Genomic DNA, 12,781 nt, shown 5'->3' with positions numbered 1-12,781 from the left:
GAAGGGAGTAATCCGATGAGTACGTTTCATGGATTGGAAATGGCCAAGCAAGCTCTGTTTGCCCAGCAATCTGCACTTTATACGACCGGTCATAATATTTCAAATGCAAATACAGAAGGCTATACACGCCAGCGGGTGAACTTCGAAACAGCTTCACCGTTTCCGCCTGCTTCACGCAATCGTCCGGAAATGGCCGGACAAATGGGCACAGGTGTCGAAACAGGGACAGTACAGCGGATCCGCAATCAATTTTTGGACCACCAATTCCGGGCAGAGAACAGCGCATCCGGCTATTGGGAGACAAAGGCTGATGCACTCAGCCGGATGGAAAGTTTAATGAATGAACCGTCGGAAACCGGGCTGTCTGAAACAATGGATCAATTCTGGCAGTCATTGCAGGATCTGTCCGTTAACCCGGAAGACTCCGGTGCGCGTACCGTTGTCGGCCAAAGAGGACAAGCTGCAGCGGAAACGTTCAATTATTTCTCTGATTCATTGAGCACAATACGGTCGGATTTAAGGAAGCAAATTGATCATAAGGTTGATAATGCGAATTCAATTCTCGAACAGATCAATGACATAAATGGGCAGGTCAAAAATGTAGAAACGCACGGACAGCTGGCCAATGATTTGTATGATAAGCGCGACCGGCTGATTGATGAATTATCAGGTATTGTCAATATTAATGTCGAGCACACAGAGAGCAGTGACAGCGCCTCCGATATTGCCGATGGTTTGGTGACCATTAAGCTTGCGGATGATAATGGCAATGCTTTGGAAGACTCTGTTCTGGTTAATGGTAACCTGGAAAATGGCAATCTGGCTTTTAACGATATCAGTGTGGGCTACTCGGAGGAAAATTATCAAGCAGTAACTGACATTACGGTGAATGGTGAAGATATACAGGTAGCTTCATTTGCATCAACAGGTGCGCTGAAAGGATTGATTGAGTCATATGGTTATGCAGGAGAGGACGGGGAAACGCAAGGTGATTACCCGGAAATGCGGGATAATCTTGACACGATGGCAGCAGCGTTTGCTGATGCGTTTAACCGTATTCACACGGACGGCGAGCATCTAAAAGGCGAGCAGGAAGCAGAACCGTTTTTTCAGATTGAACCCGGACAAAGTGCTGCAGCTGGTATTACCGTAAATGAAGCCATTTTGAATGACCCGGACCTGATAGCAGCAAGCAATGGCAGTGGAGCAGGTGATGGCGGGAATGCGTCTGATTTAGCGGATGTATTTGACGAACCTTTAGATACCCTGGATAATACATCGGTTAATGGTTTTTATGAATCGATCATTGGTGATATGGGCGTTAAAGCGCAGGAAGCCAATCGGATGACGGGAAATACGGGGGTTTTAAAATCACAGGTAGAACAGCAGCGGATGTCGGTCAGCTCGGTATCGCTCGATGAAGAAATGTCGAACATGATTAAGTTCCAGCATGCGTATAACGCCGCTGCCAGAAGTATGACAGCAGTTGATGAGATGGTTGATAGGGTCATCAATAATATGGGTTTAGTAGGAAGGTAGGATAGTGTCATGCGCATCACTCAAAGTATGCTTTCGAATAATATGGTTAATCATATTTCAAACAGTTACGCCAAAATGAATACATACATGGAGCAACTTTCGACCGGCAAGAAAATCAACCGTCCTTCCGATGACCCGGTTGTCGCCATGAAAGGTATGGGGTATCGCACACAGGTAAAAGAAATCGAACAATATCAACGGAATACAAATGAGATGCATACTTGGATGGATAACTCTGATGCCGCACTTGATAAAGCGACGCAGGCTTTGCAGAAATTGCGTGAACTGGCGGTGCAGGCAAGCAATGATACATATGATGAAGAGGAACGCCTGAGTATTAAGGAAGAAGCTGAGCAATTGAAGGAACATCTTGTTGATATTGCCAACACAAACGTAAACGATAAGTATATTTTTAACGGGACAGCGACAGACACGAAGCCGGTTGAGATAAATGAAAATGGCGAAATAAAAAAAGTGGAAATGAGCTCGGATGCAGTCATGATTGACGTTGCCAATGGAACGGTATTACAGGCAACTGTTAATGCGGGAGAAGTATTTGCAGGTGCTGAAACTGACGCTGAAAGTAATCTGTTCGAGGATATCGAAAGTTTTATTTCAAACCTGGAAAGCGGCAATCAGGCCGATATTGAAAACAGCATTGAAACGATTGATGATAATATCAATAATGTCATTAATGCACGGGCAGATCTCGGCGCTCGTATGAACCGGCTTGAATTGGTGGAAAACCGGCTAAGCGAACAGGAGGTAACGGCTACGAAAACGATGTCTGAAAACGAAGACATTGATTATGAAAAAGTCATTACCGAACTGATAAGTCAGGAGAGTGTTCACCGTGCCGCATTATCGGCAGGCGCCAGAATCATTCAGCCAACCTTAATCGATTTTCTGCGTTAATAAATACTGCTGACCCTGGCCATGTCCGGTACAGGGTTTTATTTGATTGGCTCTTTAACTTTGTTGCTTTTAAACCTCATAGTGATATAAACTGCGACACTGAAAATTTCTTGAGTGCAATGACATCGCTCCGGAAATACGCTCCGCTTTCCGCGGGCGGCTGGTGAGCCTCCTCGCGCTGACGCGCTCCGGGGTCTCACCGGGGCCTTTCCTCCCGCAGGAGTCTCCGCGTATTTCCTCCGCTGTTTTGTGCTTTATAATCATATAATTTTTCTTGTAATCAAAACTCTCGAGTGATTGTTGATTGGAGTGGAGGGCAGGAGACTCCTGCGGGAAAAGCAACAGCTGAAGACCCCGCAGGAAGCGGTTTTCTTCCGAGGAGGCTGAAGCGTTGCCCGCGGAAAGCGACTGCCCGGAACGGAAATCAACAAAGCACTCTACGTCGCAGTTCTTTATGGATTTTTCAACAAAAGCAACAATTTTTGAAAAACAACCATTTGATTAAAGGGTGATAAACATGCGCTTACCGCAAATACGGATGGAATCTCGAATGGCACAAATTAAAATACAGCAAACGCCAGCCAGACAGGAAATACGACAACCGGAAGCTGACATATCCATCAGGCAACCTAACGCTGATGTGTCGATGGAGACAAAGCCTTCCAAACTGACCATTGACCAGACTCAGGCTTGGGAAGAAATGGGATTGATGCATATTTTAAAACGGATTGAAAAATTTGCAAATGATGGACACCGAGGTGCTATGGAAGGGGTTGCCCGACGCGCCAAACAGGGTAAGGACCTTATGAAAATCGAAAATGAAGGGAATCCGGTTGTCAGTCAAGCCATGACAAATGCCTATGACCAACAGAAGCCGCTTGGGATCACGTTCATTCCATCAAACTTTGCAGTGACAACCCATTATGAGCCTGCAGAGGTGCAAATCAACGTGAATGTGAACGAGCCTGTGATAAATAACGAGCCGCGGAAACCAAATCATACATATATACCCGGGAATGTAACAACCCGTATAGGACAATATCAGGATTTGCAAATAGATGTTGCAGACGTTTCTTCAGATTCAGTTTAAGAAAGGGTGAACATCATGCATATAAAAACTAAATACCTGGGAGAAATGGAAGTGGATTTTAACAAAATCATTGAATTTCCGTCGGGCCTGCCGGGGTTTACGGATGAACGACAATTTATTTTATTGGATATGCCGGGAAATCCGGTTTTTCAGATTTTGCAGTCAGCTGATACGCCTGAAATTGCTTTTATCGTCGTCACCCCATACCACTTTTATCAAGACTATGTGGTCGATTTAGATGACAGTCTACTGACAAGCCTGGCCATCAGCAATGAAGCAGACGTGATGGTATTAGCCATTGTGACAGTGAAAAAACCGTTTGACAGCAGCACACTTAACTTGAAAGCGCCCATTATCATCAATTCACAAAATCAGCAGGGAAAGCAGTACATATTAAATACAGATGTTTATCCATCCAAAGCAGCTATCGCTTTATCTGCTTCCACATCGGTGAAAGGAGAGTAGCCATGCTTGTTTTAACACGAAAACAGAAGAAAAAGGAGAAGAAAAAACGAAGGAAAGTGCGGAGGGGAAGGGGGGAATTTCAGCACTGGAAAGACCGGAAAGAAATTTATCGATATTCAAAGCAGAATAAAGCCGTTATCTATCAGGACATATGGACTTTAAGTAACGGGAAAAATAAAGTGTGAAAATCCAAGCGTGTCAAGGAGGAACAAGCGGACGGACAGAAGGAGAGCGAGAAACTTTCAGAGCGCGTGTATGCATTTAGATACATGAGCAGCGGAGAACAAGCCAACGAGCTCGCGTGTGTGGTGACTCTGCGCCCGCCACAGACGGGCGGTTTTTAGCAGAAGTTCCACTAACGATGCGTCATTGTTACCGGACTTTTTGAACAACCTCTTTAACAAAGGCATTTTTGTGCCGATATAAAAAGTAACTATATTTAGGGAGTTGCATGGGCAATGAAGTTAGAAAACCGACTAACAGCAGTTCACCCCTTGCAAAACGAACAACACAGCAAGCACATGACAGCTGCAAAGGAAAACAGATCTGAAACCAGCACTAAAAACCCCCCATATAAAGACGAAACGCTGGATGCCGATCAAACGGAAACGATTGTGTCCCAATTAAATGAATTGATGGAGCCTGCACGGACAAATTTGAAATTCGAACTTCATGATAAACTTGAAGATTACTTTGTTAAGGTTATCGATCATGATACGGAGGAAGTCATCAGGGAAATCCCGCCGGAAAAAATGCTGGACATGTATGCCGCAATGGCAGAATTTCTGGGCTTATTGGTCGATGAAAAAATTTAAACAGAGTTGTGAAAACGATCAGGAAGGAGTTAATAAATGCGTATTGGCGGTCTGGCTTCAGGAATGGATATTGATAGTCTTGTAAATAGATTGATGGAAGCAGAGCGGATGCCGCTGCAGAAAATGGAACAGGATCAAACGACTCTGACATGGAAACGGGATGCTTTTCGTGATGTCAATAAGTCGCTTACGGAATTGGACGATATGATCCTTAATATGAAAATGAGCAGCACGTACAATGCCAAATCAGTCATTTCATCACAGAAAGATGCGGTAACTGCAACAGGTTCCCCCGATGCGAACAATGGGATATATACAATAGAAGTTGATTCGTTAGCTTCATCGGCAATAAATATGGGCGGAAGGTTGGACAACATTGAACCGGATATAGCATTGCGTGAACTGAATATCAACAACGATGAGATTTCATTCACAACGTATAATAGTGACGATTCAGCTGATACCCACAACATAGCAATAGACGATGAGGACACATTGGAAGATGTACTGCAAAAAATAACTGAGCAGGATAATAATGTTCGTGCGTTTTATGATTCCAGCACACAAAAAGTGATAATGGAATCAGTCAGAACGGGTGAATATAATAAAGAAGGACCGGAGATTGATTTTTCGGGGGAAAGTTTTTTCACCGATACTTTGAACATGGATACGAACGATGAGACGGGCGGAGAAGATGCTTCATTCCAATACAACGGAATTGACATGACTTCCAAATCGAATTCGTATGGTCTTGGCGGTGTCACGTTCCAATTTAACGACACAACGACTGGCAACGGTGCAAACATTACGGTTACGAATGACGTGGAACAATCATATGAGTCCATTATGAATTTCGTCGATAAATATAATGAAGTCGTCGATAAACTGAATGGCACTCAGCAGGAAGAGAGATTCCGCGATTACCCGCCGTTAACCGATGAGCAAAAAAACGAGATGTCCGAGCGGGAAATTGAACTGTGGGAAGAAAAAGCGAAAAGCGGGATACTGCGTGGGGAGTCCGCTATTTCCCAAGGGCTTTTTTCAATGCGCAGCAGCTGGTATTCGACTGTTGAAACAGATGGTGCCTATTCATCTCTGACACAGATAGGCATTTCAACCACGAGCAACTACCTGGACGGCGGGAAATTGGAAGTTGACGAACAGGGGCTGAAGGATGCCCTGGCTAATGATCCGGACAGTGTGTTCAACCTTTTTTCCAATAGTTCAGAGGGTGAGGACAGAGGTATTATTAACAGGCTTGAGGATTCACTTGATTCGACTATTGGTCAAATTGAGCAGCGTGCGGGCAAAGGGACGGACACCCTGGAAAATTATACAATTGGCAAGCGAATGAAAGATTTGGATGAACAGATTTCATCTTTTGAAGACCGCATGGTTCAAGTCGAGAATCGTTATTGGAGCCAATTTTCCCAGATGGAGCAGGCCATACAGCGGATGAATCAGCAATCAGCAATGCTGATGAACCAGTTTGGCGGCGGGGGATGATGTCATAACGCCGCCAGGATTTTAACAACCGTTATAAAGGAGTGTTCCCGAATGTCAATCAAAAAACCGTATCAAACCTATCAGAATAATGCTGTCAATACTGCATCGAGCGGGGAATTGACGCTGATGCTATATAATGGCTGCATCAAATTCATAAAACAGGCCATGAAAGACATGGAAAATGGAAAAATCGAGAACAAAAATACAAATATCCAAAAAGCTCAGAGAATTATCCAGGAACTGATGGTGACATTGGATACGAATGTAGAGATTTCGCAGCAGATAATGCCGTTGTATGACTACATACTGCACCAGCTGAAAGAAGGGAACATACATAATGATGCTGCGTTTCTCGAAGAAGCATTACATTATGTTACGGAGTTCAGGGATACCTGGAAGCACGTTATTAAGCAGACACGTCAAACCCGCTATGTTCAAGGTGCACAAGTCTAATGGATCAATTACAGCAATTATGGAATATTACGAAACAGCTGGAAAAGGTTCTGGATACAGAAGTTAATGGGAAAAACCGCGATGCTATTATGGAAGAGGTTAATGATTTACTGGTAAAAAGGGGAAATCTACTTAACCAAATCAGCCCGCCATTTACTGAGAGCGAAAAACAGCTTGGTGAAAAAGTTGTAAGTCTTAATCATCACATTCAAACGAAAATGAACATGTTATTTGACGACTTAAAGATTGAAATGAAGCAAATGAAAAAACAGAAAAAATCCAATCGTTCTTACATCAATCCATATGAAAATGTGAAAATAGCAGATGGCATGTTCATGGATAGTAAGAAGTGAACAGTTGAAAGACTCCGATCTACCGGGGTCTTTTAGTTTTCCAATATACTTTTCCTGATATTATTGCTTGTTTAAGCAGGAAAAGTTAGTGGTAATGTAGTATAATAAAGATATAAGGATGAAAGGAGGACACTTTTTATGAAGTACAACATTCGTGGTGAAAATATTGAGGTGACCGGAGCAATTCGGGATTATGTCGAAAAGAAAATCGGCAAACTGGCAAGATATTTTGACACACCACCATCATCGGATGTAAATGTTAACTTAAGTGTCTATAACGATGAACAGCGAATTGAGGTTACGATTCCAATGCCAAATCTTCTTCTCCGGGCAGAAGAGCAGCATCTTGATTTATATGCTGCCATTGATCTGGTAGTAGCAAAATTGGAACGGCAAATCCGCAAGTACAAAACTAAAGTGAATCGTAAATTTAGACAAGAAGGTTCTCCAAAACATATATTTGCCGAGCTCGAAAAAGAAGCAGAAGAAGAATATGAAAAAGAAGAATCGGACGAGGTGGAAATCGTTCGTAAAAAACAATTTGATCTGAAACCAATGGATTCAGAAGAAGCGGTATTGCAAATGGATATGCTGGGGCATGCGTTTTACGTATTTACAGATGCAGTTTCCGGAACTACCAGTGTCGTATATCGTCGTAAAGACGGAAAATATGGATTGATCGAACCCAATAGTTAAACAAAATAAACGGTATAGTGAAGCTTCTATCAGCGGGGTGTTCTTTCCCCATCGAAAGAATGAATGCAGTTTACATGCGGTATATATATTTACAAAAGCGGTCCTGAAAACAGGGCCGCTTATTCATTTTTTGCTCAATAAGAATCCCGGCATTTCAGTGGTTCAGGACATATTGTCGAATATTGTCGTACGTTATGCTGAATTTTAATTTTGGCGATTTAAATGCTGGTGATTTTCTAAAGTTAAATCGAAATCATGTCGAAACGTGCATTTTTGTGGCAAAATCGTGTCGAATGCATTCCTGAATTTGAAAAATGGTGATTGGCTTTTTTTAATGAATCCATGCTATAACAGAGTCATACAAGATGAAAGGAAGTGCTTATGTGAGTGAAATCGAGTATGACGAACTAGTCAAAAAGGTCCGGCAGCATGAAGAAGCGATTGCACAGTTGTTGGAAATTATCGCTGTTACAAATCGTCGTCTGTCAGAATTGGATAAGAAGAATGAAGAATCATCGCACGCTTATTCATTTTCATAGGCTCATCCTTTTCAGTATCCTCATTTTGCCTCTTACTTACCTCATTGAAGGAACAGTTCATCCCCGGACTGTTCTTTCTTTTTTGCTGTTTTCTCCCCACAGGAGTCTCGCATATTCCAGCTGCTGATAATAATGGTTAAAAAATCCTGGTTTAATCCGTCTCCAAATATTGATTTAAATCAAACCTCTCTTGTGGTTGTTGATTGGAGTGGAGGCCAGGCAGTTCACTTTAAACATGGCCATTCTATTGTCAAGTTATGCATGCCTCTAACCAGCGCAATAAGTTGTCATACGATTTGAGATGCGTTATCATAAATATTGGACTATATGAAATGAATAGATTTCAAAACCATAAAAAATATAGAGGATTTTAAGAACTTCGGTACGCGTTATAAATGAGGCTCGTGCTGAATTTTTCCAATGAAATAATACGAGGAGCGTTTTATATGGCAGGGTTATTGACGAAGATTTTTGGTGACGGAAATAAAAAACAGCTAAATAAAATACAGCGAAAAGTTGATCAGATTGAAGCCCTGGAATCTGAAATGGAACGGTTATCCAATGATGATCTCAAGGGAAAAACCGAGGAATTTAAGGACAGGTATGCAAACGGGGAACCATTGGATGATATGCTTGTGGAAGCATATGCCGTTGTCCGTGAGGGTTCCAAGCGTGTGTTAGGCTTACGTCCATTCCCTGTTCAGTTGTCGGGGGCAATTGCATTGCACGAGGGTAATATCGCCGAAATGAAAACCGGTGAGGGTAAAACATTAGCATCAACCATGCCGGCATATTTAAACGCCATTTCCGGAAAAGGCGTTCATATTATTACGGTCAATGACTATCTGGCAGATCGTGACGCGAAGGACATGGGTGAACTATACAATTTTCTTGGTCTGACAGTTGGCTTGAATGGTAACGGTATGACAAAAGAAGAGAAGCGGGAAGCATACTACAGTGATATCACTTATGGAACGAACAACGAATTTGGCTTTGACTTCCTGCGTGATAACATGGTTCTATATAAAGAGCAGATGGTACAGCGCCCGCTGCATTTCGCGATCATTGATGAAGTTGACTCAATTTTAATTGATGAAGCACGGACACCGCTGATCATCTCAGGCTCAGCTCAAAAATCAGCGTCCATGTATCAGCAGGCAAATGGCTTCGTGCGTACGCTGTCCCGGGACACGGATTATACGTACGATGAAAAAACGAAAGGCGTTCAATTGACGGAAGAAGGCATTAATAAGGCAGAACGTTATTTCAGTATTGAAAACCTATTTGATTTAAATCATGTTACATTGACACACCATGTTAACCAGGCTTTAAAAGCACACGTATCGATGCATCGTGATACCGATTATGTCGTCCAGGAAGGCGAAGTGATTATTGTTGACCAATTCACCGGCCGGCTGATGAAGGGGCGGCGTTACAGTGATGGTCTTCACCAGGCAATCGAAGCCAAAGAAGGCCTGCAAATCCAAAATGAAAGCATGACGCTTGCATCGATTACATTCCAGAACTTTTTCCGCATGTACGAGAAAATCTCCGGCATGACAGGTACGGCGAAAACGGAAGAAGAAGAGTTCCGTAATATCTACAACATGGATGTTATCGCCATTCCTACGAATGAACCGATTATTCGTGATGACAAGGCGGATATGATTTACAGGTCCATGGAAGGGAAATTCCGTGCTGTTGCAGATGACATAAAGCAGAGGCATGAAGCCGGTCAGCCAGTACTGGTCGGCACCGTTGCAGTTGAAACATCAGAGTTAATCTCAAAGATGTTGAAAAAAGCGGGTGTGCCGCATAATGTCCTGAACGCCAAGAACCATTATCGGGAAGCCGAAATCATTGAAAATGCCGGGCAAAAAGGTGCGGTGACCATCGCTACAAATATGGCCGGGCGCGGAACCGATATTAAACTTGGTGAAGGCGTTGTGGATCGGGGCGGTCTAGCTGTCATCGGTACCGAGCGTCATGAATCACGTCGTATTGATAATCAGCTGCGTGGCCGTTCAGGACGTCAAGGAGATCCTGGAATGTCACAATTTTATTTATCAATGGAAGATGAGCTGATGCGGCGCTTTGGTTCTGAAAATATGAGCTCGATGATGGAACGGATGGGTATGGATGATTCACAGCCAATTGAGAGTAAAATGGTTTCAAGAGCTGTGGAATCGGCCCAGAAACGCGTTGAAGGCAATAACTTTGACGCCCGTAAAACAGTGCTTTCATATGATGACGTACTCCGGCAACAGCGTGAGATTATATACAAGCAGCGGTTTGATGTCATTGAAGCGAATGAAGATCTGCGTGAAATTGTGCAGGGGATGATTAAATCCTCACTGGAACGTGTTGTCGGTGCGAATACGCAAGATGAACTTGATGAAAACTGGGAACTAAATTCAATCATCGAATACGTCCATGGGAACCTGCTGAGTCCTGAGGATATTTCAGTAGATGATATTAAAGGTAAAGAACCTGAAGAAATAACAGAATTTATTCTGGAAAAAGTTAAAGCTCGTTATGAAGAAAAAGAACAAGAACTGACACCTGAACAAATGCGTGAATTTGAAAAAGTGATTCTTTTACGAACAGTCGATACCAAGTGGATGGACCATATTGATCAAATGGAGCAGCTCCGTCAAGGGATTCATTTGCGCGCATATGGTCAAAACGATCCGCTCCAGGAATATCAGGCTGAAGGTTTTCAAATGTTCGAGGAAATGGTTGTTGAAATTGAGGATGAAGTTGCAAAATATGTGATGAAAGCACAAATCAGGGATAATTTGCAGCGTCAGGAAGTTGTGAAAGATACACAAGCCGTTTCCGGTGGTCAAAATCAGGAAGATAAGAAAAAGAGCCGGAAGCCTTATGTGAAGACGGAAAACGTAGGCCGCAATGAACCGTGTCCATGCGGCAGCGGCAAAAAATACAAACATTGTCATGGCGCATAGTAACCAATAGAGCCAGTAAACACAGTATAATCCCGAAAAGCAACCCGAAAGTTATTTGTTGCATGTGGAACACTCACCCGTTCAAAGGGGGGTGTTTTCACTGATATGACAATATAAGATGAGGTGAACTGCATGGAGCTTGTTGAAATTGGACATGAACTTGAACAAATGAATAAACGGATGACTGAATTCAGGGGGTCTCTTTGACTTTGATGTCAAACGGGAACGCATCAAAGAACTGGAATTGGAGATGAGTGATCCCGCCTTTTGGGATGATCAGGAAAATGCCCAAAAGCTGATTGATGAAAACAACAGCCTTAAACGTTATGTTGAAGGATTTGAGTCACTCGAAGAAAAATTGGAAAGTATTGAAGTCTCCTATGAGCTTGTGAAAGAAGAAAATGATCAAGAACTGTTTGCGGATCTGGAAAGCGACATAACAGCATTGCGAAAAGAGATGAACGATTTTGAACTGCAAATGCTGTTAAGTGAGCCGTATGATCAGAATAATGCCATTTTGGAGTTGCATCCTGGTGCTGGCGGCACGGAATCACAGGACTGGGCAAGTATACTTTTGCGAATGTACCAGCGCTGGGCTGATAAAAAAGACTTTACAATTGAAATGCTTGATTACCTGCCCGGTGATGAAGCAGGTGTCAAGAGTGTGACATTGTGGATTAAGGGGCATAACGCGTATGGCAATCTGAAAGCTGAAAAAGGCGTCCATCGGCTTGTACGTATTTCCCCATTTGATTCTTCCGGACGGCGGCATACATCATTTGCATCGTGTGAAGTCATGCCGGAAATGGATGATAATGTTGATATTGAAATCAAAAATGAAGATATTAAGGTTGATACCTATCGCGCAAGTGGTGCTGGCGGTCAGCATGTCAATACGACCGATTCCGCGGTCCGAATGACACACTTGCCGACAAATACGATTGTTACATGTCAATCAGAACGGTCACAAATCCAGAACCGGGAGCGGGCAATGAAAATGCTCCGATCCAAACTGTATCAGCAGGAATTGGAACGGCAACAACAGGAAATCGACAAAATGCGCGGCGAGCAGAGAGAAATCGGCTGGGGAAGCCAAATTCGCTCATATGTTTTCCACCCTTATACCATGGTAAAAGACCATCGTACCAATGTTGAGGTGGGTAACGCACAAGGCGTTGTCGACGGGAATCTGGACCCATTTATCGATGCGTATTTACGTTCGCGGATTGATTGAAGCAAGCGTGAATCACCCCATTCAGTTGGTTGTTCAGGTTACATGCGGAAAAAAATTCATGAAAATGACACATTTTGTTAAAAGTCCCAATGTGTCCGCTGTTTAGTAATGTTATCCCCTGAGAAAAATCAGGAACGGGAGTTTTATTTTTTTAGCATTAGGTTATAATAACTGTGATAACCTTTTCACTAAATTTTGTTAGGGGGGATT

The 12,781-nt window shown here is 43.0% G+C and carries 12 protein-coding genes; all 12 read left to right on the top strand.

The genetic code is table 11. The features are described from left to right. Positions 1-15: 15 nt before the first annotated feature. Positions 16-1,539, top strand: coding sequence for a flagellar hook-associated protein FlgK (gene flgK / locus Len3610_RS10375; RefSeq protein WP_176447883.1), 1,524 nt, complete (start codon positions 16-18; stop codon positions 1,537-1,539). A 9-nt stretch (positions 1,540-1,548) separates the two neighbouring features. Next, a complete protein-coding gene (flgL, locus tag Len3610_RS10370; RefSeq protein WP_176447882.1) occupies positions 1,549-2,454 on the top strand; it encodes a flagellar hook-associated protein FlgL in 906 nt (301 codons plus the stop codon). Between the two features lie 517 nt (positions 2,455-2,971). After that, positions 2,972-3,544, top strand: a complete 573-nt coding sequence (locus Len3610_RS10365) for a DUF6470 family protein (protein ID WP_176447881.1) — start codon at positions 2,972-2,974, stop codon at positions 3,542-3,544. 15 nt (positions 3,545-3,559) lie between these two features. Further along, positions 3,560-4,009, top strand: coding sequence for a flagellar assembly protein FliW (gene fliW / locus Len3610_RS10360; RefSeq protein WP_176447880.1), 450 nt, complete (start codon positions 3,560-3,562; stop codon positions 4,007-4,009). 458 nt (positions 4,010-4,467) lie between these two features. Further along, positions 4,468-4,824 (top strand): flagellar protein FlaG, encoded by a 357-nt coding sequence (gene flaG, locus Len3610_RS10355; RefSeq protein ID WP_176447879.1) that lies wholly within the window; start codon positions 4,468-4,470, stop codon positions 4,822-4,824. Positions 4,825-4,860: 36 nt separating this feature from the next. Next, complete coding sequence (locus tag Len3610_RS10350) at positions 4,861-6,330, top strand: flagellar hook-associated protein 2 (RefSeq protein ID WP_176447878.1); 1,470 nt, start codon at positions 4,861-4,863, stop codon at positions 6,328-6,330. Between the two features lie 51 nt (positions 6,331-6,381). Further along, positions 6,382-6,783 (top strand): flagellar export chaperone FliS, encoded by a 402-nt coding sequence (gene fliS / locus Len3610_RS10345; RefSeq protein ID WP_176447877.1) that lies wholly within the window; start codon positions 6,382-6,384, stop codon positions 6,781-6,783. Further along, entirely contained in the window at positions 6,783-7,136 is a 354-nt protein-coding gene (locus Len3610_RS10340) for a flagellar protein FliT (protein ID WP_176447876.1), read from the top strand. Before fliS ends, Len3610_RS10340 begins: the two co-directional genes overlap by 1 nt. Before the next feature lie 138 nt (positions 7,137-7,274). Continuing rightward, complete coding sequence (gene raiA, locus Len3610_RS10335) at positions 7,275-7,832, top strand: ribosome hibernation-promoting factor, HPF/YfiA family (RefSeq protein ID WP_176447875.1); 558 nt, start codon at positions 7,275-7,277, stop codon at positions 7,830-7,832. 383 nt (positions 7,833-8,215) lie between these two features. Then, positions 8,216-8,371, top strand: coding sequence for a hypothetical protein (locus tag Len3610_RS10330; RefSeq protein ID WP_176447874.1), 156 nt, complete (start codon positions 8,216-8,218; stop codon positions 8,369-8,371). Positions 8,372-8,817: 446 nt separating this feature from the next. Further along, positions 8,818-11,337 (top strand): preprotein translocase subunit SecA, encoded by a 2,520-nt coding sequence (gene secA / locus Len3610_RS10325; protein ID WP_176447873.1) that lies wholly within the window; start codon positions 8,818-8,820, stop codon positions 11,335-11,337. 132 nt (positions 11,338-11,469) lie between these two features. Then, positions 11,470-12,571, top strand: a protein-coding gene (gene prfB, locus Len3610_RS10320; RefSeq protein WP_176447872.1) for a peptide chain release factor 2 whose coding sequence is annotated in 2 segments (ribosomal slippage) — positions 11,470-11,541 and positions 11,543-12,571 — 1,101 coding nt in all. Because the reading frame shifts where the segments join, the coding sequence is not laid out codon by codon here. Positions 12,572-12,781: the final 210 nt, after the last annotated feature.

The sequence above is a fragment of the Lentibacillus sp. CBA3610 genome, assembly GCF_013373365.1.
In the GTDB taxonomy this organism is placed as follows: Bacteria; Bacillota; Bacilli; order Bacillales; family Amphibacillaceae; genus Lentibacillus.
Note: the sequence above shows the minus strand (reverse complement) of the source record. Positions and strands in the feature narration are given on the sequence as shown.